Source organism: Pseudomonas fluorescens (genome assembly GCF_902497855.1).
Taxonomy (GTDB): Bacteria; Pseudomonadota; Gammaproteobacteria; order Pseudomonadales; family Pseudomonadaceae; genus Aquipseudomonas; species Aquipseudomonas fluorescens_BI.
Genome location: NZ_CABVHU010000014.1, coordinates 68,264 through 91,236 on the forward strand (window position 1 = coordinate 68,264; position 22,973 = coordinate 91,236).

Below are 22,973 nucleotides of genomic sequence, written 5' to 3' on the forward strand. Positions count from 1 at the left end.
TGTGTCGGTAGTCGCTCCAGCACATCCGTCAGATACTTATACGGGTCATGTCGTTGAGCTTGGCCGACTGGATTAGGCTCATCAGCGCAGTCGCTACGTCGCAATCCAGCAAGCAGCCAGTTATTGGGGAGGAAGCGGGGCGGAAGGAAGGGGGAGGCAGCTAGATGATCCTCAGGTTTATTTTCTCTGAGTTTCCCGTCCTCAATAGGGTTTACACCTTCTAACCTATTTTCAGGATTAGGCAAAATTTGATAGGACGACTGAATGAAAAAACTGCTTCGGCGGTTTTGGACGACCTCGGTCAGATGCCCATTGACCATAGCTTCGACAATCGAGCACTATAAGGTACTATTTTTCGTACCTTTGGAGCCGTCATGGAGCAATTACTCGCTAACCGGTCGGTCAGTATCACCGAACTCAAGCGAAGTCCCAGCACCGTGATCGAGCAGGCAGGCTCGGAGCCTATTGCTGTTCTCAACCACAATCGTCCCGCCGCTTATCTCCTGCCGCAGGCTGTTTATCAGGAATTGCTGGATCGATTACAGGCAGCAGAAATCCGAGAGGCCATTGCGGCCAGTCGCAATGATCCTCGTCCGGCCATTGCGGCCGACACGGTTTTTGCTGAGCTCGATGCGCTCATAGATGAGGTCGCAGCTGAGCAGGGGCGTCCATGAGGCAACTGCTTTTCTCCGCACATGCACGAGATGATTTGCAGCAAATCGCCAAATACATCGCCCGGGACAATCCTGGCCGCGCCAGGTCGTTCGTTGGTGAATTGCGAACGCAATGTTCACGGCTGATTACACAACCGCTGCTTGGGATGTCTCGGGATGACTACGCCAAAGGCGTGCGAATGATTACTCATGGCCGGTATCTGATCTTTTACAGCGTGGTCGCAAACGATGTTCACATTGAGCGCGTACTGCATAGCGCGAGAGACATCGGTCGACTGTTTGAATCAAGCAGCGTTGATCATTAGGCAAAACCATCCGGTTGAGCAGCTAGATCGCCAGCGCTACCGGTGGTTGACGAGAGGCACTGAGTTTACAATCGGTCTCAACACGGCCCCTGTCGGTTGATGCGCTAAGGCGCTGAGATTGCTCAGGGGTTTTTTATTGTCTGGTTTTTTGCTTTACCAGTCGTGTGTTGTCGATCGTGAGGGCTTTCCTGTTTATCAGCCTCCCTGAAGAGAACACCCACAAAAAAGCCCCAGACCCTACGGCCTGAGGCTTTCTCGTTTCTACATATGGTGCACCAGGCGGGATTCGAACCCACGACCCCTGCCTTCGGAGGGCAGTACTCTATCCAGCTGAGCTACTGGTGCGATGCGGGCGCCATGATACTCATAAGCGGTGCGGGCGTCCATGCTGCTGAATCGCCTGTGTTTTTCGAGCCTTTAATGACTGTTTACTACGCTGATCAGAAAAAACACGCAAATGCGCCGTTTTCGTTCTTTTTTTCGAACAGCCTATTGTCCTTTACCCCCTTTGATCCTAGGATTCGTTTGAGATTTCAAACGCTCTTGTCTGGGTGCTGAACCGCACGAGTCCAATCCGTGCGCTATTTATGTGCTTCAGCCCGGTGAATGATTTCCCTGACGGCAGCCTTCGAGGCGCCTTTCTACAATCATAATTCGCTCCGCGCCGGTCGCGGTGCTGTTAAGGAAAGCCGACATGCAGCTTAAAGACACCCAGTTGTTCCGCCAGCAAGCCTTTATCGATGGCGCTTGGGTCGATGCGGACAATGGTCAGACGATCAAGGTCAATAACCCGGCAACGGGCGAAATTCTGGGCACTGTGCCGAAAATGGGCGCTGCCGAAACCCGTCGTGCGATCGAAGCCGCTGACAAGGCACTGCCGGCCTGGCGTGCACTGACCGCCAAGGACCGCGCCAACAAGCTGCGTCGCTGGTTCGAACTGATCATCGAGAACCAGGACGACCTCGCTCGCCTGATGACCATGGAGCAGGGCAAGCCATTGGCCGAAGCCAAGGGCGAGATCGTTTATGCCGCTTCCTTTATCGAGTGGTTTGCCGAAGAGGCCAAGCGCATCTACGGTGACGTTATTCCTGGTCACCAGCCCGACAAGCGCCTGATCGTGATCAAGCAGCCGATCGGCGTGACCGCGGCCATTACCCCGTGGAACTTCCCGGCTGCGATGATCACCCGTAAGGCCGGCCCTGCGCTGGCCGCCGGTTGCACCATGGTGCTCAAGCCTGCTTCGCAAACTCCATTCTCCGCGTTCGCTCTGGCCGAACTGGCCCAGCGTGCCGGCATTCCAGCCGGTGTGTTCAGCGTGGTGTCCGGCAGCGCCGGCGACATCGGCAGCGAGCTGACCAGCAACCCGATCGTGCGCAAATTGTCCTTCACCGGCTCGACCGAAATCGGTCGTCAGCTGATGGCCGAATGCGCCAAGGACATCAAGAAAGTCTCGCTGGAACTGGGCGGCAACGCGCCGTTCATCGTGTTCGACGACGCGGACCTGGATAAGGCCGTCGAAGGCGCGATCATTTCCAAGTACCGCAACAACGGCCAGACCTGCGTCTGCGCCAACCGTCTGTACATTCAGGATTCGGTCTACGACGCGTTCGCCGAGAAGCTGAAAGTGGCCGTGGCCAAGCTCAAGATCGGTAACGGTCTGGAAGACGGCACCACCACTGGCCCGCTGATCGATGAAAAAGCCGTGGCCAAGGTTCAAGAGCACATCGCTGACGCCGTCAGCAAAGGCGCTACCGTGCTGGCCGGTGGCAAGGTCATGGAAGGCAACTTCTTCGAGCCGACCATCCTGACCAACGTGCCGAAGAACGCTGCCGTGGCCAAGGAAGAAACCTTCGGTCCATTGGCGCCGCTGTTCCGTTTCAAAGACGAAGCCGAAGTGATCGCGATGTCCAACGACACCGAGTTCGGCCTGGCCTCGTACTTCTATGCCCGTGACCTGGGTCGTGTGTTCCGTGTGGCTGAAGCCCTGGAATACGGCATGGTCGGCGTCAACACCGGGTTGATCTCCAACGAAGTCGCGCCGTTCGGCGGCATCAAGGCGTCGGGCCTGGGCCGTGAAGGCTCCAAGTACGGCATCGAAGATTACCTGGAAATCAAATACCTCTGCCTGGGCATCTAAGCTCGGTAATAGGCATTGCTTCAAGCGGAAAGGGCACGAGAGCGCTGTCCCTTTCTGCGCTTCACATGGAATTTTCTCTGTGGCCGGGAACGCTGTGGCAGTCGATCATCGCATGCTGCCGTAGTTGCCTCCCCGCTGCATCTTCCTTGAGCCACGCCGCCCGATGAGCGGTGAATGAGGACTTTATGAGCAAGACTAACGCATCCCTGATGAAACGCCGCGAAGCCGCTGTACCACGCGGTGTTGGCCAGATTCACCCGATCTTCGCCGAGTCCGCGAAGAACGCCACCGTGACCGACGTCGAAGGTCGCGAGTTCATCGACTTCGCCGGCGGTATCGCCGTGCTGAACACCGGTCACGTGCACCCGAAAATCATCGCCGCCGTGACCGAGCAACTGAACAAGCTGACTCACACCTGCTTCCAGGTCCTGGCTTACGAGCCGTATGTGGAAGTGTGCGAGAAAATCAACGCCAAGGTGCCAGGTGATTTCGCCAAGAAAACCCTGCTGGTGACCACCGGCTCCGAAGCCGTGGAAAACTCGATCAAGATCGCCCGTGCCGCTACTGGCCGTGCCGGCGTGATCGCGTTCACCGGCGCTTACCACGGCCGCACCATGATGACCCTGGGCCTGACCGGTAAAGTCGTGCCGTACTCGGCCGGCATGGGCCTGATGCCAGGCGGCATCTTCCGCGCGCTGTACCCGAACGAGCTGCACGGTGTGAGCATCGACGATTCGATCGCCAGCATCGAACGCATCTTCAAGAACGACGCCGAGCCGCGTGACATCGCTGCAATCATCATCGAGCCAGTTCAGGGCGAAGGTGGTTTCTACGTCGCACCTAAAGAATTCATGAAGCGCCTGCGCGCCCTGTGCGATCAGCACGGCATCCTGCTGATCGCTGACGAAGTACAAACTGGCGCTGGCCGTACCGGCACTTTCTTCGCCATGGAACAGATGGGCGTTGCCGCCGACCTGACTACCTTCGCCAAATCCATCGCCGGCGGCTTCCCGTTGGCCGGTGTTTGCGGCAAGGCCGAATACATGGACGCCATTGCTCCAGGCGGCCTGGGCGGCACCTATGCCGGTAGCCCGATCGCGTGCGCCGCGGCCCTGGCCGTGATGGAAGTGTTCGAAGAAGAACACCTGCTGGACCGCTGCAAGGCTGTTGGCGAGCGTCTGGTGACGGGGCTGAAAGCCATCCAGGCCAAGTACCCGGTGATCGGCGAAGTGCGTGCCCTGGGCGCGATGATCGCAGTCGAGCTGTTCGTCGACGGCGACAGCCACAAGCCGAACGCTCCTGCGGTCGCCGCTGTTGTGGCCAAGGCTCGCGACAAGGGTCTGATCCTGCTGTCCTGCGGCACTTACGGCAACGTTCTGCGCGTGCTGGTGCCACTGACTTCGCCGGACGAGCAACTGGACAAAGGCTTGGCGATCATCGAAGAGTGCTTCTCGGAGCTCTGATCGATTTGTGAGCTGATCGACAAAAAACCCGCTTCGGCGGGTTTTTTTACGTCCCCGAAACACCTCGTACTGTTCCGAGCGACCCGCTTTGATTAAGGTGCACGCCTTGTCGATGGGGTTTGCAGATGACTGCTATGGTTTCACCCGCTGTACCGCGTGTGCTGATTGCCGAGGCCGACCCCTGGTCTCGGGACCTGCTCAAGCAGGTGCTGTTGAGTGTGCGCTGCGACGCACGGCTGGATCTGTGTGCCGATGGTCAGGAAGCGCTGCGTTTGCTGGCGCAATATTCGTACGACCTGACGATCGTCGACTGGGAGTTGCCCGGCATCGATGGCTTGAATGTGTTGCGCCGTGTTCGCCAGGGCAAACGCAATCCGCCACTGCCGTTCATACTGATGAGCAGCCGTAACGACAGTGCCAGCGTGCGTGAAGCCTTGCCCCTGGCTCCCGCGGCCTATTTGGCCAAGCCCCTGAACGTGGAAAGCCTGACCCGGCGTCTCCAGGGCTTTCTGCTGAATGCTGGCGAAGAAGTGTTCTGCGCGGTGCCGACGCTGGCGCCGGGCATGACCCTGTCGGTTTACCTGGAGCAACGACGCGAACTGGCCGACGGCGCCTCCCTGATGACCGACGTACAGTTGGCGGTCAAACGCAGTCTCCATTCCGGCAGCTTCGATCTGACACTGCTGCATGACGAGATCCATACCGATCCGCAGATCACCGCCGTGCTGATCGCCGCCGCCAACAGCGCGGCCCAGCGCCGTGGTGCTGCCGTACAAACCCTGTCCCAGGCGCTGCACCGCCTCGGTATCGGACACAGCATGAACCTGATTCTGGGTTTGGCCCTCAAGCGCAGTGCCCGGCTCAGCGATCCATGCCTGGCGGATTACGCCCAGCGTTATTGGGAGCTGTCGCTGCACACCGCCGAATATGCGCGAACCCTGGCGCGCTTGCTGGATCTGGATCAGGAGCGCTGTTATTGCGCTGGCCTGCTGCATCGACTGGGCGACCTGGCGTTGTTGCGGTGTTTGCAGGAATGGAAGCAGGCCGGGGGTGAGCTGGATGAGTGGGAGGAGGTGGGTGATGCGCTGGCGGCATTCGGCGCTGCCTATGGTTCGGCATTGCGCACGCGCTGGCGTTTACCGCTGGAGTTGCGAGGCTTGATTGCGGCGGTCTACGAGCTCGGTGGCGGTGTTTACTCCCGTGAGGCGCTGGTGATGAACATGGCTGCTCAGCTGGCGCGTCTGCCCGGGCATGAGGGTATTGAGGTGCTGGCGAAGAGCCGGACGGCGCGGTTGCTGAAGATCGGGGTGCCGGAATTGACGCGTCTGCGCCAAAGGCAAGCCTGACACAAATCTCCCCATGTAGGAGCTGGCTTGCCAGCGAAGGCGGTGTAACAGCCAACATGGATGTTGAATGTCATGGCCCTTTCGCTGGCAAGCCAGCTCCTACAGGGGGTGTGTTGGGGGCTGCTAGCCGCAGATGATGCGGTTCTTGCCCTGGCGCTTCGCCTGGTACATCGCTGCATCCGCGCGGGCGAACAGGGCGTCGATGTTTTCATCCTCGGCAGTGAGGCAGGTCAGGCCCTGGCTGATAGTGATGCCGAACGTCTGGTCGTCATGGCAAAAGCCCAACCGCTGAATCTCCCGCTGCAGGCGCTCGGCCACTTGCATGGCCATGTCCGGCGCACAACCGGGGAATACTGCCGCGAACTCCTCTCCGCCGATCCGTCCGAATACATCACCACGCCGCAAGGAACCACGACCGCTCTCGGCGATCCGTTGCAGCACGCTATCGCCCACCTGGTGGCCATAGGTGTCATTGATCACTTTGAAATCATCGATGTCCAACAGCAGGAACGACAGTGGCGCGCCTTGATTTCGCGCCTGTTCGAATTCGTGGTTGGCACATTCGAAGAAGTGCCGGCGATTGCTGCTCTGGGTCAGTCCGTCTGTGGTTGCCAGGCGCTGCAGCTCGGTTTCCATGTGCTTCTTGTCGGTGATGTCTTCAGCAAATCCGACGATGATCATCGGCTGTCCCGGCTCGGCCAGACGGTTGATGAAGCACTTGTCACTCAGCCAGCGCACCTGGCCGTCGGCGGCAATGATGCGGTACTCACGGTCTTCAACGGCGCCTTTGACCAATACGTCGGCCATGCTGCGCTCGGCATAGTCCAGGTCGTCGGGGTGAATGCTGTCGCGCCACTGGTTGTAGTTGGACAGCAAAAGGCCGGCGGAACGACCGAAAATCCGCTCATAGGCAGGGCTCACGTAGAGCATCTGGCGGGCTTCCCAGTCGAATGCCCACAGCACCGCGTTAACGCTCACCAGCAGGGAGCTGAACAGCTGTTCCCGTTCGCTCAGGCGCGCCACTTCGCCTTGGGCATGTATCAGTGCCAGTAGCGTTTGCGCGGCATCGGGCCACTGTGGACGGGATGAGTCTTGTAGGTTTCTATTGACCATCGGTACAAAGTCTCAAAGGGCGTGTGCCGCTCGAGGTTCGAAATCGGCCACCACAAAGCCCGCCTGGATGGCGAAGTGTCTTTGAGATAGGGGATTTGACGTGAAGTTCCCGCCTTTGGTGGCGAGGGCGCTTGCTCCCGCCGGGCGGTACTGTCGACGCATTGCAGGAGCTGCCGCTGGCTGCGGCAGCTCCTGCCGGTCAGGCGGCAGGGCGCAGGGAGTAGGTTTTCAACTGGTCGGCGAAGTCACGCAGAGACTGGATTCCGCTGGCTTCGGCTTCATGTACCCAATCCTTGATGGCGGCCAGCATGTCGTGACCATTCGAGCTGGTCTTGAGCCAGATCTGCTGCAGGGCCAGGCGTTTCTCGTAGATGACCTTCAGCGCCTGACTGTGCTCGAGCATGGTCTGGATGCGAAGGTGGTGTTTTTCATCCAGCAGGCTGGTCTCTCGCGAGAGCAGGCGTTTGGCCCGGTGGAACTGGTGACGAACCGAGTGATCGACCTTTTCCAGCTCTTGCTTGACCAGCGGGGCGATCACCAGCTTGCGGTACTGGGCCATGATCTGGAAGCGGTTGTTGAGGATGGCCATGGCGGTGTCCATGTCCAGGTTGCCTTTACCTTCGACCCGGTGGGCAATCGGCGCGACGCGCTGGACCTTGGCCAGGCGGAAGAAGCTGAAGACTTGTATCCAGGCCCAGCCGAGATCGAATTCCCACTTCTTCACCGACAATTTCGCCGAGTTCGGGTAAGTGTGATGATTGTTATGCAGTTCTTCCCCGCCGATCAGGATGCCCCATGGCACCAGATTGGTCGCGGCATCGCGGCATTCGAAGTTGCGGTAGCCGATGGCATGGCCCAGGCCATTGACCACGCCGGCAGCCCAGACCGGGATCCACATCATCTGGATGGCCCAGATGGTGATGCCGATGGTGCCGAACAGCAGCAGGTCGATAACGCCCATGATCGCTACGCCCAGCAGCGGGAAACGGCTGTACAGGTTGCGTTCGATCCAGTCGTCCGGGCAGTTCTTGCCGTAGATGCGCAAGGTCTCGGGGTTTTCCGCTTCGGCGCGGTACAGCTCGGCACCTTTGCGCAGGACAGTGGACAACCCCTTGATGACCGGGCTGTGCGGGTCATCTTCGGTTTCGCATTTGGCGTGATGCTTGCGGTGGATAGCAGTCCACTCGCGGGTGTTCTGGGCTGTGGTCAACCACAACCAGAAGCGGAAGAAATGTTTCAGGCCGGCATTGAGCTCAAGCGAGCGATGGGCTGAATAACGATGCAGATAGACCGTGACGCCAATAATCGTCACGTGGGTCATCAGCAGGGTGACTGCCACCAGTGACCAGGGCGACAAGCCGAGAAAACCTTCGTACCACATAGGCTATTGGGCCCTCGATAAAGAAATAAACAGCCGTAGCATTATCACTGAGCCTACAGATAAAACCAGTCACCCTTTCAGATAAGAGTGGCCGGATGTTTCTTTGACCTCTAATCCCGTTCTTTTTCATGGGACATGGGCGGCCGAATGTCTGCTACCTATCGCGATGCTTTGCGAACCGCGCTGCTCTATTTTCCAGTTTCAATAGGCTGGCTGCAATTGAGTGGTCATGTATTGAGCAGTTTCTTCGATAGCTCCGAGGCGTTGCAGCGATGGCAGCTGATCAACGGTGATGCCTGGGTCGTGTTCAGCCCATAAAGACGCCTTCGCCAGCAATCCGGCTCCTGCGAGGGCGCGCAGGTGTAAACCCTCGTCCAGGCAGTTAATTTATTTTAGTTATATAAACATTCTTAAATAGTCTTTTTAAGAATATCAGCGCTTATCTACTATTGCTCTCACGCCGCAAGCAGTGCCGCCCACTGCCAGGCAATCTCTCAGTTGAAGGAGCAGCACCATGAGCGCATCCCTGCGTAGCGTTGACGGTCAAGACGAAGCCACCATTTTGCGTGAGATCCAGAGTGCCTTGCGCGACCTGCGGTTCGGCGCCGTGGAAATCACCGTGCACAACGCTCAGGTGGTCCAGATCGAACGCAAAGAAAAATTCCGCTTGCAGAACCCGGGCAACAAGCCGAGCTGAATCAAAAGATTCAAAGATCAAAAGATCGCAGCCTGCGGCAGCTTCTACCGGGGGACCGAGGTAGGTGCTGCCGAAGGCGGTGATCTTTTAACCGGCAACTGCGATCCATGAACCCATAAGAAAAGCCAATACCAACAGAATTCCAGGAGCTTTCACCATGTCGTCGATTCGTCAATTCGCTTTGGCCGCCCTGGCCAGTGCTCTATTTGCTGGTTCCGCGGTTGCCAAGGATTACGAACTGCTCAACGTGTCGTACGACCCGACCCGCGAGCTGTATCAGGATTACAACACCGAATTCACCAGCTTCTGGAAGAAAGCACATCCGGGCGACAACGTGAAAATCCAGCAATCCCATGGTGGCTCGGGCAAACAGGGCCGGGCGGTCATCGACGGTCTGCGCGCCGACGTGGTGACGCTGGCCCTGGCGGGTGACATCGATGAAATCGCCAAGCTTGGCAAGACCCTGCCAGCCGACTGGCAGAAGCGTTTGCCGGAAGCGAGCACGCCGTACACGTCGACCATCGTGTTCCTGGTGCGCAAGGGCAATCCCAAGGGCATCAAGGATTGGGGCGACTTGACCAACAATGGTGTGGAAGTCATCACCCCGAACCCGAAAACCTCCGGCGGTGCACGCTGGAACTTCCTGGCAGCCTGGGCCTATGGCCTGAAAGCCAACGGCGGTGACGAAACCAAGGCCAAGGAATACGTGCAGACCCTGTTCAAGCACGTTCCCGTTCTGGATACCGGTGCTCGCGGTTCGACTATCACCTTCGTCAACAACGGTCAGGGCGACGTGTTGCTGGCCTGGGAAAACGAAGCCTTCCTGGCGCTGAAAGAAGATGGCGGCGCCGACAAGTTCGACATCGTGGTGCCTTCGCTGTCGATCCTCGCCGAGCCCCCAGTGGCCGTGGTCGACAAAAACGCAGAGAAAAAGGGCAACACCGAAATTGCTGAAGCCTATCTGAAACACCTGTACAGCCCCGCGGGCCAGGAAATCGCGGCGAAAAACTTCTATCGTCCACGTGACAAGGACGTGGCAGCCAAGTATGCCAAACAGTTCCCGACCCTGGACCTGGTGACCATCGACAAGGACTTCGGCGGCTGGAAAACCGCGCAGCCGAAATTCTTCAATGACGGTGGCGTGTTCGACCAGATTTACCAGGCGCAGTAATCTGCACCAGGTCATAAACGAGCCCCGATTTAACCGTCGGGGCTTTGCGCGTTCTCAACCAAGGACTTTTATGTCGCGTCGTATCTCCCCCGTCATACCCGGCTTCGGGCTGACGCTGGGCTACACCTTGGTGTACCTCAGCCTGATTGTGCTCATTCCACTGGCGGCGATGTTCGTGCATGCCGCTCAACTCACCTGGGAACAGTTCTGGGCAATCATTTCGGCACCGCGGGTGCTGGCGGCGTTGAAGCTGAGCTTCGGCACCGCTCTCTATGCCGCGATCATCAACGGCATCATCGGCACGCTGCTGGCCTGGGTGCTGGTGCGCTACACCTTCCCGGGACGAAAAATCATCGATGCGATGATCGATCTTCCGTTCGCATTGCCCACTGCCGTTGCCGGTATCGCGTTGACCGCGCTCTACGCGCCGAATGGCTGGGTGGGGCAATTCGCGGCCGACCTGGGGTTCAAGATCGCGTATACCCCCCTTGGCATCACCCTGGCACTGACTTTTGTAACGCTTCCATTCGTGGTACGTACAGTACAGCCAGTATTGGCCGATATCCCCCGTGAAGTGGAGGAAGCGGCAGCGTGCCTCGGTGCGAAACCCTTGCAGGTTTTCCGCCATATCCTGGTACCCGCATTGCTGCCAGCCTGGTTGACAGGCTTCGCCTTGGCCTTTGCCCGCGGGGTCGGCGAGTATGGGTCGGTGATTTTCATCGCCGGCAACATGCCGATGAAAACAGAGATTCTCCCGCTGCTGATCATGGTCAAGCTCGACCAGTACGATTACACCGGCGCTACCTCCATTGGTGTACTGATGCTGGTGGTTTCCTTCATCCTGTTGCTGCTGATCAACTTGCTGCAGCGGCGCATCGAAACCCCATAAGGAGGCGCACAAATGTCCCAATCGTCTATTGCTGCTGCTTCCTCGAGCGCCTCCCGCCGTGGCAGCGCCTCATCGCGGCGGCTGCTGATCGGCCTTGGCTGGCTGATTTTTGCGCTATTCCTGTTGTTGCCGCTGGTGATCGTGGTGTCCCAGGGCCTCAAGCTCGGAATCGGTGCGTTCTTCACTGCGATCTTTGAACCGGATGCACTGTCGGCCCTGAAACTCACGGTGATCGCCGTGTTGATTTCGGTGCCGTTGAACCTGGTGTTCGGCGTCAGTGCGGCGTGGTGCGTGAGCAAGTATTCGTTCCGCGGCAAAAGTATCCTGGTCACGCTGATCGACCTGCCGTTCTCGGTGTCGCCGGTGATCGCCGGCCTGGTGTACGTGCTGATGTTCGGCGCCCAGGGCTTGTTCGGGCCATGGTTGCAGGACCACGACATCCAGATCGTCTTCGCTTTGCCGGGCATCGTGCTGGCGACAATTTTCGTCACCGTGCCGTTCGTGGCCCGCGAGCTGATTCCACTGATGCAGGAACAAGGCACCCAGGAAGAAGAGGCCGCGCGCCTGCTCGGGGCCAATGGCTGGCAGATGTTCTGGCACGTCACCGTACCCAACATCAAATGGGGCCTGATCTACGGCGTGGTGTTGTGTACCGCGCGGGCCATGGGTGAGTTCGGTGCGGTGTCTGTGGTTTCCGGGCACATTCGCGGGGTGACCAACACCTTGCCGCTGCACGTCGAGATCCTCTACAACGAATACAACCACGTGGCCGCGTTCGCCGTGGCGAGCCTGTTGCTGATCCTGGCGCTCTTCATCCTGCTGCTCAAGCAGTGGAGCGAAAACCGTATCAACCGCCTGCGCGCCAGCGCCGCGGAGGAATAAGTCATGTCGATCGAAGTGCGTAACGTCAGCAAGAATTTCAATGCGTTCAAGGCGCTGGACAACATCAGCCTGGACATCCAGAGCGGCGAGCTGGTTGCGCTGCTCGGCCCCTCCGGTTGTGGCAAAACCACGCTGTTGCGGATCATCGCCGGCCTGGAAACACCGGATAAGGGCAGCATCGTGTTTCACGGTGAAGACGTTTCCGGCCACGACGTGCGTGATCGCAACGTCGGCTTCGTGTTCCAGCACTACGCCCTGTTCCGCCACATGACCGTGTTCGACAACGTCGCGTTCGGCCTGCGCATGAAACCGAAAAACCAGCGCCCCAGCGAGAGTCAGATCGCGGTGAAAGTCCACGAACTGCTGAACATGGTGCAACTGGACTGGTTGGCGGATCGCTATCCGGAACAGCTGTCCGGCGGTCAGCGTCAACGGATTGCCTTGGCCCGCGCCCTGGCGGTAGAGCCGAAGGTCCTGCTGCTTGACGAGCCGTTTGGCGCCCTCGACGCCAAGGTCCGTAAAGAACTGCGCCGCTGGCTCGCACGGCTGCACGAAGACATCAACCTGACGTCGGTCTTCGTGACCCACGACCAGGAAGAAGCCATGGAAGTCGCCGACCGCATCGTGGTGATGAACAAGGGTGTGATCGAGCAGATCGGTTCACCGGGCGACGTCTACGAAAACCCCGCCAGCGATTTCGTCTACCACTTCCTTGGCGACTCGAACCGTCTGCATCTGGGTGAAGACAACCATGTGCTGTTCCGTCCTCACGAAGTGTCGCTGTCGCGCCATGAACTGGAAGATCATCACGCGGCCGAGGTCCGGGATATCCGCCCATTGGGCGCGACGACTCGGGTAACGTTGAAGGTTGAAGGCCAGAGCGATTTGATCGAAGCGGAAGTGGTGAAGGATCACGACAGCCTGATCGGGTTGGCGAAGGGCGAGACGCTGTTCTTCAAGCCGAAGGTCTGGCAGAAAGTCGCCAACCTCTAACCTTTGCAGGAGCCGGCTTGCCGGCGATGGCGGAGTGTCTGACACTGCGCGTTATCGTTGATCGCTGGCAAGCCAGCTCCTACAGGTCACCATCGTGTTCATGAATGACGAAAGCCCTGTGGGAGCGAGCGTGCTCGCGATGGCGTCCTACGCCGCAGCGTTATCCTGGCGCAAACGCACACCACCCGCCCGCGCCTCGATCTGTTCTTTCAACTCCCGCCGCAGCCCCAGCAAAAACGCCAACTCCACCACCACAAACAACGGCCCGACAATCAACCCCGTCACATCATCGACAAACGCCGGTTTGCGTCCTTCATAGTGATGACCGACAAACTGAATCGCCCAGCCAATCACAAACATCCCGATGCCACTCGCCAGCCAGACCAGCGTGCTCTGCTGCGCCAACACCTGACCTGACCAAATACACAGCCCGAGCAACACGCTCATCAACACCCCGAGGCGCAGTTCCAGGCGCAGGTAAAACCACGCCGACGCCAGCGCTACCAACACCGCCGGTGACAGCCAGCCTCCGGCCCATTGCGGACGGGACAGCAACACTGCCACCGCCACGACAATCAGCGGAATGCCGATGAAGTGGGTGGCAATATTGCGTGGATCACGATGGTAGGTCGCATATTGACTGAGATGGTCGACGAGGCTTTTCATTGTTGTTCCTCCTGTAGGGTGATGGATCATGCCCCGGGTACACCATTCACTCTGTCAGCCAGGCGACAATCTCAAAGGAGTTTTCATGGATATGCAGGTCTGGCGTCCACGCCTGATGAGCGGCCAGTGGTTCAGCCAGTTACCTGTTTCCTTTCAGGATAGTCTGCTGATAGCCGCGCGTGTCCGGCGTCTGCTACCGGGGCAACGGCTGTTCCAGCGCGGCGATCCACCGTGCGGGTTGTATGCGGTGCTCGAAGGCTCGGTGCGCATCGGGGCGGTGAGCGAGCAGGGCAAGGAGGCGTTGCTGAGTCTGGTGGAGCAACCCCATTGGTTCGGCGAAATCTGCCTGTTCGACGGTCAGTTGCGCACCCACGATGCGTTCGGCATGGGACATTGCGTGCTATTGCATATACCGCAGGCCGTATTGCTGGCGTTACTCGACGATGAGCCGGTGTACTGGCGGCAACTGGCATTGCTGATGAGCCACAAACTGCGCCTGACCTTCATCAGCCTCGAACAGCTGAGCCTGATGCCGACCCCGGCGCGCCTGGCCCACCGCTTACTGATGATTGCGCAGGGTTACGGCGAAATCGACTCGCCACGACGTTTGTTGCAATTGCCACAGGAGCAGCTTGCTTCAATGTTGTCCCTGTCGCGCCAGACCACCAACCAGATCCTCAAGGATTTGCAGGGGCGGGGGATTGTGAATTTGCGGTACGGCGAAATCGAGATAGTGGATGCCGCGCGACTGCGGGCGTTGGCAATTATCTGAAACCTGCCGGTAGTAGTGGGCTTTGTCCGCGAACACGCCTAGCCTGTGATGACGACAATCGAGGTGTGCCATGCGTGTGCTGTTAGTGGAAGACGAGCCTGAGCTCGCCAGGCTTTTGGCCAAAGGCCTGAGCGAGGCGAGTTATGCGGTGGATGTGGCCGTCAACGGGATGGCTGGCCGTCGTTTTATCGAGTCCGGCGAGTACGAGCTGATCATCCTCGACGTGATGCTGCCGGGGCTCAACGGCTGGCAGTTACTGCAACAGATCCGCAAGCTCGGCGATACGCCGGTGCTGTTTCTCACAACCAGGGATGGCATCGAGGATCGCCTGCGGGGGCTGGAGTTGCATGAAGATGATTATCTGCTCAAGCCATTCGCCGTGAGCGAGCTGGTGGCGCGGGTGCGCAAGTTGTTGCGGCGGGATCGGGGGCGCTGAAGTTTTTGCGGCGAATGGGCCACCGCTTTCGCGAGCAAGCCCGCTCCCACGTTTGACCGTGTTCTTACTGAAGAAATGTGATCGAATGTGGGAGCTGGCTTGCTCGCGATGAGGCCGGACGAGGCAACATACCTTCCAGATCTGTCACTGCAACCCCTCCCGAAACTGCCCCGGCGTCATTCCTGTCCAGCGCTTGAACGCGCGACTGAAGCTACTGGTATCGGCAAACCCCAACAAATAGCTGATCTCACTCAACGAACACTGCGGGTCACGCAGGTGCAGCAGCGCCAGGTTTTCGCGACTTTCATTGAGCAGCGTATCGAACCGACAGCCTTCGTCCGCCAGATGCCGTTGCAGGCTGCGCAAGCTCAGGTGCAGGGCCTGGGCGATGCGTTCGGCGCTGGGTTCGCCTTCGGGCAATTGCTCTTCAATGGCGTCGCGCACCTTGCGCTCCCAGGTCAGGGGCTTGAGTTGCGCGAGCGTGCGCTTGAGCACCGCTTCGTTATGCTCGGCCAGTTCCGGGTTGGCATCGTCAAGGTGGCTGTCGAAATCCACCAAGGCAAACTCCAGGCGATCTTCATCGGCGGCGAAGTACACCGGCGAGCGAAAGACCTTGTGCCATTGATGTGAGTCGCTGGGTTCCGGGCGCCGCAGATACACCGCCAGTGGCGCATAGTCGCGCCCGAGACGGTTGCGACAGGTGCGCACGTAAATCGCCGCGAAGGCATCGATGGCTTCGAAAGCCGGGGCCGGATTGCCGGGCGGGATTTTCAGGCGGAAGCGGTAGCGGTCTTCGGCGCGGATCAGCTCCAGTTCCAGGGCATCGCTGACCACCTGGTGATAACGCACGATGCGCTCGAATACTTCCCGAAGACTGCCGCTGGCCACCAGCGCATAACCGAGCGCGTGAAACGTGGTCGGGCTGACAAAGCGCGACACCCGCAAACCGATCGCCGGGTCACCGCTGACCTGCACCGCGATTTCCCACAGGCGCGTCGTTCCGGACAACGGGTAACGGGCGTTCGGGTCGTCCATCAGTTGCGGGTCAAGCCCCGCCTGCTGGCACAGTGCAGTGCTGTCGAGGCCAAGCGCATCGAGTTGCTTGCGCAGGGCGCGGGTCCAGCTGGCGAGGGAGGTCGGTTCAGTCATGCTGATTGGCGCTTCCGGTCAACAGGTTGGCGTTCACGGTTACCGCCTCGCGAGGGATCACAAGGCAGGATGCGAGCATCAATAACCAGAGGATGGAAGCATGGACGGTACTTCTGCAAGCCCCCAGCGACTGAATGCAGCACAGCGTTCGGCGCATATCCGTGAGGTGGTGCTGGCCAAGGGCGTCGAACTGCGACGGCGCTACCCGATTCTCAACCATCAGGATGCCCTGGGCGTAGGCATCCTGGCCTTCGCCCTGGCCGGGATGATCGGCTCGGCGACGCTCTACATCACCGGCCACATGGCCTGGTGGGTGTGCCTGTGGCTCAACGCGTTCTTTGCATCGCTGACCCATGAGCTGGAACACGATCTGATACATAGCATGTACTTCCGTAAACAACGGGGGCCGCACGCCTTGATGATGGGCCTGGTCTGGCTCGCGCGGCCGAGCACGATCAATCCGTGGATTCGCCGCCACTTGCACCTCACCCATCACAAGGTCTCCGGCACGGAAACCGATATGGAGGTGATGCGCGAGATGGGGGTGCGGTTCAACGATTTCGGGACATTCGGGCGGGCGAACCGGTTTGTGCGCAAGGAGCGGCAGACCATTGAAAGCGTGCGATCGGCACAGGCCTGATCAGTCAACATGGCTGAGGAGGTCGGTGCTCGGCTTGGTCCGTATATTTCTTATTGATCTATAAATAATTCTAAATATTCTTTTAAAGAATAATAAGTTTGAGCAATGATGAGTTCAACAAAGCCAAGCGCCGAACAGCGAGTTCATCAAACCGAAACCTTTGCACGCTAAACATTTACTGGAAGCTCACCTCGCAACGCTGCAGGTGTCCTTCGCTGGATTATCAGTTTCCGGGACCGTCTCCTTGGCAGGGTGCGGTCCCTTTTTTATTCCGGGCATAAAGAGCCTGGAGGAGCTGGCTTGTCAGATCGCCGCGGCGCAGCGAATGCTTTCTGTCAGGCGATAATGCTTTGCCAGAAATACCGCTTTCGCTGGCAAGCCTGCTCCTACAGGTTTTTCACTTAATATTCCATTTGGACCTTAATAAATAGCTTCTTATTCCTTAACGGATATAACTCTCCTCCTTATACTGACCGGGAACAGACACGCAGCAGGAGAGCTCCCCATGCGCAACGAATCAATTCGCTACCTGATTGTGCCGGGCTGGCAAGGATCGTCAGAAGATCATTGGCAAAGCCACTGGCAGAGCAGCCTGCCGAATAGCGCACGGGTGGAGCAGGCCGACTGGCTGACACCCCGTCGCGAAGACTGGGTCGCTGCGCTGGCCGAGGCAATTGCCGCGGACAGCACGCCAGTGATCCTGATCGCCCATAGCCTGGGCTGCATTACCGTTGCCCATTGGGCCGCCACTGCGCCTGTGCAGTTTTTACGTCAGGTCCGCGGCGCCTTGCTGGTGGCGCCTGCGGACGTCGAGCGCCCGGCATGTGCGCCAGCCTTGCGCAATTTCGCGCCGATCCCGACCCACCTTCTGCCGTTTCCTAGCCAGGTCGTCAGCTCGGACAATGACAGCGCCGTGAGTGCGCCCCGTGCATTGGAGCTGGCCCGTAACTGGGGGGCCGAGGCGGGGATTTTGTCAGGGGCCGGACACATCAACGTTAAGTCCGGTCATCAGCGCTGGGAGCAGGGGTTTGCCTACCTCTATCGACTGCAAAATCGCATGGAACACCACGCCCTGCGCCGAGCTTGAACCTAATTTTTTTTAAATCGCCCCCGTCTCCCGGCGGTTTTGGGCGGGAGCCTGCCATGAGTTTCGAAGCCTTCGGTCAGCCGCTGCTGACTTTCCCCGATGCAGAAAAAAGTCCCCTGAGCATCCGCGCCAAGGCGTTGGTGTTCGTCGATCCGCGCTCGCGCCAGTTGCGTCAGGAGCTGGAACAACTGGCGCCGCGTTCGATCTGCGTGTTGATCCGTGGCGAAACCGGCAGCGGTAAAGAGTTGCTGGCGCGGCACATTCATCGGGCCAGTGATCGCGGCGGCTTGTTCGTTTCGGTGAATTGCGGTGCGATCAGCCCCACTTACGCCGATGCCGAATTGTTCGGCTATGCGGCTGGCAGCTACAGCGGTTCGGCCAGCAGCCGCGCGGGCTGGTTCGGTTCGGCCAATGGCGGGACGCTCTATCTGGACGAGATCGGCGACCTGCCGCTGCCGATCCAGATCAAACTGCTCGCCGCCCTGGAAAACCACGAAGTCACCCGCGTCGGAGCTCAGCAGCCGAGTCCGGTGGACGTGCGCCTGGTGGCCGCCACCAGCATCGATCTGGCCCAGGCGGTTGCTGCCGGGAAATTCCATGAGCGGCTTTATCACTACCTCAGTGAGGGTCAGCTCGAACTGCCGGCATTGCGTGAGCGAGTGGGGGATATCCTGTCACTGTCCGAGTACTTTCTCGGCATCTACAGCCAGCGACTCGATTTGCCGGTGCCGCTGATCAGCGAAGCTGCGCAGCATGTGCTGGAGCAGCACAGTTGGCCGGGCAACACTCGAGAGCTGGAAAACGTCATTCATTTTGCGTTGCTGGTGAGCACGGGTGACGAGATTTTGCCGGAGCATTTGAATCTGCCTGAAGTACCAGCCTCGCTGGTGGCGATCGAGCGGCAACTGAAGCATATCCTCAGCAAAGGCACTGCCAGCGAACAAGCAGCACTGAAACAACTCTTGAAAGATGCGGCGCTCGTGTAGGAGCAAGCTTGCTCGCGAACCAGGCGACGCGGTGTGTCAGGAAGGACGCTTTCGCGGGCAAGCCTCGCTCCTACAGGTCATGCGGCGCTCGTGTAGGAGCAAGCTTGCTCGCGAACCAGGCGACGCGGTGTGTCAGGAAGGACGCTTTCGCGGGCAAGCCTCGCTCCTACAGGTCATGCGGCGCTCATGTAGGAGCAAGCTTGCTCGCGAACCAGACGACGCGGTGTATCAGGAAGGACGCCTTCGCGGGCAAGCCTCGCTCCTACAGGTCATGCGGCGCTCGTGTAGGAGCAAGCTTGCTCGCGAACCAGGCGACGCGGTGTGTCAGGAAGGACGCTTTCGCGGGCAAGCCTCGCTCCTACAGGTCATGCGGCGCTCTTGTAGGAGCAAGCTTGCTCGCGAACCAGACGACGCGGTGTGTCAGGAAGGACGCTTTCGCGGGCAAGCCTCGCTCCTACAGGTCATGCGGCGCTCGTGTAGGAGCAAGCTTGCTCGCGAACCAGTCGACGCGGTGTGTCAGGAAGGACGCTTTCGCGGGCAAGCCTCGCTCCTACAGGGAATGAGCCAGCCAGAGCTGTATGAATAAAATGGAATATGAAAGTGAATAAAAGATATTGTTCGGGAATAAAAAATCCCGGTATTGTCCGCGTCACGCCAGCGATAGCACTTCACTGGCACCTGTATTAATAGCCGTCGTCGATGACGACCGCGATTTTCGATAAGGACACTGTATGAAAAAGGTTCTGTTGTTCACCGCACTGGCGGCTGCCCTGACGGCGGGCCTGGCCCAGGCTGGCGAGAAATTGGTGGTTGCGGCGACGCCGGTCCCGCACGCCGAGATTCTGGAACTGATCAAGCCAACCCTCGCCAAAGAAGGCGTGGACCTGGAAATCAAAGTCTTCACCGACTACGTTCAGCCGAACGTGCAGGTCGACCAGAAGCGTCTGGACGCCAACTACTTCCAGACCCTGCCGTACCTGAAAAGCTTCAACGAAGGCAAAGGTACTAACCTGGTGACCGTGATCGGCGTGCACGTCGAACCGTTCGGCGGCTACTCGAAGAAAGTCAAAACCCTGGCTGAGCTGAAAGACGGCGCAACCATTGCGATCCCGAACGAAGGCAGCAACAGTGGCCGCGCCCTGATCCTGCTGCAGAAGGCTGGCCTGATCGAGTTGAAAGACCCGAAAAACGCCCTGGCTACCCCGAAAGACATCGCCAAGAACCCGCACAACTTCAAGTTCAAGGAGCTTGAGTCCGCGATGTTGCCGCGTGTTCTGGACCAGGTCGACCTGGACATGATCAACACCAACTACGCACTGGAAGCGGGTCTTAACCCGGCTAAAGACGCGCTGGTGATCGAAGGCGCCGATTCGCCTTACGTGAACTTCCTGGTGGCTCGTCCGGACAACAAGGACAGCGTCGCCATCCAGAAACTGGCCAAAGCCTTGACCAGTCCTGAAGTGAAGGCTTTCATCGAGAAGAAATACAGTGGCGCGGTACTGCCGGCGTTCTGATTTTTGAGGTAAACCCCTTCAAGGTTTCAACGCCGACGGCTAATACAGCGTCGGCGTTTTTTATGCAGAAGCGAATTGCGCGATGAACCAAGCCGCAAGGCGTGATTGTCGAGAGTGGGAGCGGGTGATTGATCTGACTACGCGATAATTCCTCATCTGGCTACCTAGCAGTTCTACTAGGTGGCGGGGTGCCGTCGTTGGTGCACACTGAGTGCCTGGCGGTGAGGGGGTCTGTAATGGAAACGTTCAATTGCGGCTCGTGTCGTTATCACTACAACGCACTGGATCAGCTGACCGGGCTTGAGCCTGTCGGGCAAGCGACGGTGCAAAGGTTTTATCGTCTCGAGCATCTGGCAACCGAGATTCAAGGCCTCTGCAGCCAGAGCGTATTGCAGCACGGCACTCAACTGCTGGCGCTGCAAACGAGTGAAGGCGACAACTCCCACAGTCAGTTGCTGGCCACCGATCAACAACGGTCCGTGTTGCGTGTTACCGACCTTGCCGGACCTGTGCAGCAGGTATATACGGCTTACGGTCATCGCCGGGTTGATCGCGGTCTCGGTAGTCTTCTGGGTTTCAACGGCGAAGCGGTCGATCCGGTCACCGGCCATTACTTGCTAGGCAATGGTCATCGGGCCTTCAATCCGGTGCTGATGCGTTTCAACAGCCCTGACAAACTGAGCCCATTCGGTCGCGGTGGGCTCAACTCGTATGCGTATTGCCTTGGCAATCCGGTGAGCTTCAGAGATCCGACAGGGCAAGCAACCGAGCAAACCTGGCAACCCTGGTTGATAGTGGGGCTGGCTGCTCTGGGCCTGGTTTCAGCGGGGGTCGGATTGTTCTCGACGGGACTCGCGTTCAAGGATTTGAAGGTTACGAGCGTCCCCGCTTCTGCTGCGGCCTCGAAAAAAGCCGTCCAAGCAGGTGCCGTAGGAACCGTTGCAGGTTTTGCTGGAGCCGGCGTGGGAATGGCAAGAGCAAGTATCAACGCGGCTGATCCGGGTAGTAGCGCTCAAGATGCGCTAATCATTGCTGCCGTGGCACTGAGCGTTATCTCACTAGCAGGCACAATCAGCTCGGTGGGTTTCAGCTTACAGGGGTACAGATTGAACAAGGCTGCAGCACAGCGCGCCTCGATCAACCAAACAACAGTTGCAATGGTGAGAATACCTCGTATACCCCTCCGTCAGGCGCGTCGCTCAGCTCCTCCTCTAACGCCTCACGCTGACCCCTCCACACTGCACCCCATCGATTTTTAACGACTCATGCGTATTCAACATGGCTATAATGCGCAAGTGCAGCACGCCCTAAACATTCGGCGTAATCATCATTCGTGAGCGATTCAGTTGCGATTCAATCCGGCCAATACCAAGCCGGCTCATCCAGCATGCGCTGCCCGACAATCCCGGTCTGGCCTAATGTCTTCTCCAGTACGATGCAATTGCATTCCTCATCCTCCTGTAACGCCGAAATCAGTCGCCGAGCATGGGACACCACCCACACCTGAGACTGTTCCGACGCCCGAATAATCAACCGCGCCAACGCCGGCAACAGGTCCGGGTGCAGGCTGGTTTCCGGCTCGTTCAGCACCATCAGCGAAGGGGGGCGAGGCGTCAGCAGCGCTGCAACCAGCAGCAAGTAGCGCAACGTCCCGTCGGACAACTCGGCCGCCGATAACGGTCGCAACAACCCTTCCTGATAAAACTCGATGGCAAACCGTCCGCCCTGCAACGGCGCGATGCTCAATCGCGCGCCAGGGAACGCGTCACTGATTGCCGTCTGCAAAGCCTCTGGATCTCCGATTTCACGGATGGTCTGCAACGCGGCAGCCAGATCACGACCATCGTGGTGCAGCACCGGCGTGCGAGTGCCCAATTGCGGTTGACGTACCGGCGCATCGGCGTCGCTGCGAAAATGATCGTAGAAGCGCCAGCGGCGGATGAACTCCCGCAGCTGCAAGACTTCCGGCGAAGTGCGAAAGCTGCCGACCTGATCGAACAGGCTGTCGAAATTCGGCGTGTGCCGGGTCAGTACTTCCCAGCCGCGACCTTCACGTGCACGAATCATCGGGCCGTCGCGATCCACCAGCAGGCTGGCTGGGCGATAGAAAGGCCCGGACCAGATGCATTCCTTTTTGATTTCCGGGTCCAGGGAAAAACAGGAAAGAGTTTTTTCCGGCAGACCCAGCGCGATGGAATAACTGAAGTCTTCCCCGGCAAACCCCAGGCGCAGGCGTTTGACGCCCTGTCGAACAGTCGCCTCGATCGGCACTTCGCCGTTGCGCATGCGTCGGCTGATGTTTTCCGGGCCGGCCCAGAAGGTCGAATCCAGCCCACCTTCGCGAGCGAGGGCATTGACCACGCCACCCTGGGCGGTTTCGGCCAGCAGGCGCAACGCGCGGTAGAGGTTGGATTTGCCACTGCCGTTGGGGCCGGTGATCAGGTTCAACCGGCCCAGCGGAATCACCAGTTTATTGATCGAGCGGTAATTGGCGACCGCGAGGGTTTTGAGCATGAAAGGACGTTCTCCGTGGTCCCGAAACGGCATAAGGATAACCGCATTGGCGAATTTGACGTGTAGGACCTATATGCAACCCTTGTAGGAGGAAATGCATGTCAGCGTAGGCGAAGGTGGAACCCTGTTATAAGCTCACAGTGGTATCGAACTGGCAC

At 58.8% G+C, this 22,973-nt stretch carries 22 protein-coding genes, 1 tRNA gene and 1 pseudogene; 18 read left to right on the forward strand and 6 right to left on the reverse strand.

Annotated elements, in window-relative coordinates; translation table 11 throughout:
- The first annotated feature begins 374 nt into the window (after positions 1–374).
- Entirely contained in the window at positions 375–674 is a 300-nt protein-coding gene (locus F8N96_RS25050; RefSeq protein WP_150800085.1) for a type II toxin-antitoxin system prevent-host-death family antitoxin, read from the forward strand.
- The gene (locus F8N96_RS25055; RefSeq protein ID WP_150800086.1) at positions 671–979 is read left to right on the forward strand and encodes a type II toxin-antitoxin system RelE/ParE family toxin; all 309 of its coding nucleotides are present in this window, start codon (positions 671–673) and stop codon (positions 977–979) included. The genes F8N96_RS25050 and F8N96_RS25055 overlap by 4 nt, the downstream gene beginning before the upstream one ends.
- A gap of 268 nt (positions 980–1,247) precedes the next feature.
- On the opposite strand, the gene F8N96_RS25060 is transcribed toward F8N96_RS25055, so the two are convergent.
- Positions 1,248–1,324, reverse strand: a tRNA-Arg gene (locus F8N96_RS25060).
- Between the two features lie 349 nt (positions 1,325–1,673).
- Between F8N96_RS25060 and gabD the strand changes: the two genes are divergently transcribed.
- The 3 genes from gabD to F8N96_RS25075 all read left to right on the forward strand — a co-directional run bounded on the left by gabD (position 1,674) and on the right by F8N96_RS25075 (position 5,925).
- Complete coding sequence (gabD, locus tag F8N96_RS25065; protein ID WP_150800087.1) at positions 1,674–3,116, forward strand: NADP-dependent succinate-semialdehyde dehydrogenase; 1,443 nt, start codon at positions 1,674–1,676, stop codon at positions 3,114–3,116.
- 185 nt (positions 3,117–3,301) lie between these two features.
- The gene (gabT, locus tag F8N96_RS25070; protein ID WP_033058568.1) at positions 3,302–4,579 is read left to right on the forward strand and encodes a 4-aminobutyrate--2-oxoglutarate transaminase; all 1,278 of its coding nucleotides are present in this window, start codon (positions 3,302–3,304) and stop codon (positions 4,577–4,579) included.
- A gap of 125 nt (positions 4,580–4,704) precedes the next feature.
- On the forward strand, positions 4,705–5,925 hold the full coding sequence (locus tag F8N96_RS25075) for an HDOD domain-containing protein (RefSeq protein WP_150800088.1): 1,221 nt from the start codon (positions 4,705–4,707) through the stop codon (positions 5,923–5,925).
- A 123-nt stretch (positions 5,926–6,048) separates the two neighbouring features.
- Here F8N96_RS25075 and F8N96_RS25080 read toward each other — a convergent pair whose 3' ends face one another.
- Both F8N96_RS25080 and desA read right to left on the reverse strand, forming a co-directional pair.
- The gene (locus F8N96_RS25080) at positions 6,049–7,038 is read right to left on the reverse strand and encodes a GGDEF domain-containing protein (RefSeq protein WP_150800089.1); all 990 of its coding nucleotides are present in this window, start codon (positions 7,036–7,038) and stop codon (positions 6,049–6,051) included.
- Positions 7,039–7,237: 199 nt separating this feature from the next.
- A complete protein-coding gene (gene desA, locus F8N96_RS25085) occupies positions 7,238–8,419 on the reverse strand; it encodes a delta-9 fatty acid desaturase DesA (RefSeq protein ID WP_150800090.1) in 1,182 nt (393 codons plus the stop codon).
- Between the two features lie 147 nt (positions 8,420–8,566).
- Between desA and F8N96_RS35115 the strand changes: the two genes are divergently transcribed.
- The 6 genes from F8N96_RS35115 (at position 8,567) to F8N96_RS25110 (ending at position 13,051) form a co-directional block, all read left to right on the forward strand.
- On the forward strand, positions 8,567–8,737 hold the full coding sequence (locus tag F8N96_RS35115; protein ID WP_191630789.1) for a hypothetical protein: 171 nt from the start codon (positions 8,567–8,569) through the stop codon (positions 8,735–8,737).
- A 196-nt stretch (positions 8,738–8,933) separates the two neighbouring features.
- Complete coding sequence (oscA, locus tag F8N96_RS25090; protein ID WP_007941032.1) at positions 8,934–9,116, forward strand: sulfur starvation response protein OscA; 183 nt, start codon at positions 8,934–8,936, stop codon at positions 9,114–9,116.
- A gap of 157 nt (positions 9,117–9,273) precedes the next feature.
- Positions 9,274–10,287, forward strand: a complete 1,014-nt coding sequence (locus F8N96_RS25095; RefSeq protein ID WP_150800091.1) for a sulfate ABC transporter substrate-binding protein — start codon at positions 9,274–9,276, stop codon at positions 10,285–10,287.
- Between the two features lie 70 nt (positions 10,288–10,357).
- Positions 10,358–11,176, forward strand: a complete 819-nt coding sequence (gene cysT / locus F8N96_RS25100) for a sulfate ABC transporter permease subunit CysT (protein WP_064675347.1) — start codon at positions 10,358–10,360, stop codon at positions 11,174–11,176.
- A 12-nt stretch (positions 11,177–11,188) separates the two neighbouring features.
- Positions 11,189–12,058 (forward strand): sulfate ABC transporter permease subunit CysW, encoded by an 870-nt coding sequence (cysW, locus tag F8N96_RS25105; protein ID WP_150800092.1) that lies wholly within the window; start codon positions 11,189–11,191, stop codon positions 12,056–12,058.
- Between the two features lie 3 nt (positions 12,059–12,061).
- On the forward strand, positions 12,062–13,051 hold the full coding sequence (locus tag F8N96_RS25110) for a sulfate/molybdate ABC transporter ATP-binding protein (protein WP_150800093.1): 990 nt from the start codon (positions 12,062–12,064) through the stop codon (positions 13,049–13,051).
- Positions 13,052–13,198: 147 nt separating this feature from the next.
- On the opposite strand, the gene F8N96_RS25115 is transcribed toward F8N96_RS25110, so the two are convergent.
- Positions 13,199–13,717, reverse strand: coding sequence for a DUF962 domain-containing protein (locus F8N96_RS25115; protein WP_150800094.1), 519 nt, complete (start codon positions 13,715–13,717; stop codon positions 13,199–13,201).
- Between the two features lie 85 nt (positions 13,718–13,802).
- Between F8N96_RS25115 and F8N96_RS25120 the strand changes: the two genes are divergently transcribed.
- Positions 13,803–14,489, forward strand: a complete 687-nt coding sequence (locus tag F8N96_RS25120; protein ID WP_150800095.1) for a Crp/Fnr family transcriptional regulator — start codon at positions 13,803–13,805, stop codon at positions 14,487–14,489.
- Positions 14,490–14,559: 70 nt separating this feature from the next.
- Positions 14,560–14,925, forward strand: a complete 366-nt coding sequence (locus tag F8N96_RS25125; RefSeq protein ID WP_150800096.1) for a response regulator — start codon at positions 14,560–14,562, stop codon at positions 14,923–14,925.
- Positions 14,926–15,069: 144 nt separating this feature from the next.
- On the opposite strand, the gene F8N96_RS25130 is transcribed toward F8N96_RS25125, so the two are convergent.
- On the reverse strand, positions 15,070–16,074 hold the full coding sequence (locus tag F8N96_RS25130) for an AraC family transcriptional regulator (RefSeq protein ID WP_150800097.1): 1,005 nt from the start codon (positions 16,072–16,074) through the stop codon (positions 15,070–15,072).
- Positions 16,075–16,174: 100 nt separating this feature from the next.
- On the opposite strand from F8N96_RS25130, the pseudogene F8N96_RS25135 reads away from it, so the two are divergent.
- From F8N96_RS25135 to F8N96_RS25155, 5 genes and pseudogenes are all read left to right on the forward strand, one after another.
- A pseudogene (locus F8N96_RS25135) lies at positions 16,175–16,600 on the forward strand (fatty acid desaturase); the annotation flags it as partial.
- Positions 16,601–17,219: 619 nt separating this feature from the next.
- On the forward strand, positions 17,220–17,801 hold the full coding sequence (locus tag F8N96_RS25140) for an alpha/beta hydrolase (protein WP_150800099.1): 582 nt from the start codon (positions 17,220–17,222) through the stop codon (positions 17,799–17,801).
- A 56-nt stretch (positions 17,802–17,857) separates the two neighbouring features.
- On the forward strand, positions 17,858–18,787 hold the full coding sequence (locus tag F8N96_RS25145; protein WP_150800100.1) for a sigma 54-interacting transcriptional regulator: 930 nt from the start codon (positions 17,858–17,860) through the stop codon (positions 18,785–18,787).
- 731 nt (positions 18,788–19,518) lie between these two features.
- Entirely contained in the window at positions 19,519–20,301 is a 783-nt protein-coding gene (locus tag F8N96_RS25150; protein ID WP_010464830.1) for a MetQ/NlpA family ABC transporter substrate-binding protein, read from the forward strand.
- Between the two features lie 236 nt (positions 20,302–20,537).
- Entirely contained in the window at positions 20,538–21,560 is a 1,023-nt protein-coding gene (locus F8N96_RS25155; RefSeq protein ID WP_150800101.1) for an RHS repeat-associated core domain-containing protein, read from the forward strand.
- Positions 21,561–21,654: 94 nt separating this feature from the next.
- Here the strand turns inward: F8N96_RS25155 and F8N96_RS25160 are convergent, their stop codons facing one another.
- A complete protein-coding gene (locus tag F8N96_RS25160) occupies positions 21,655–22,815 on the reverse strand; it encodes an AAA family ATPase (RefSeq protein WP_150800102.1) in 1,161 nt (386 codons plus the stop codon).
- Positions 22,816–22,973: the final 158 nt, after the last annotated feature.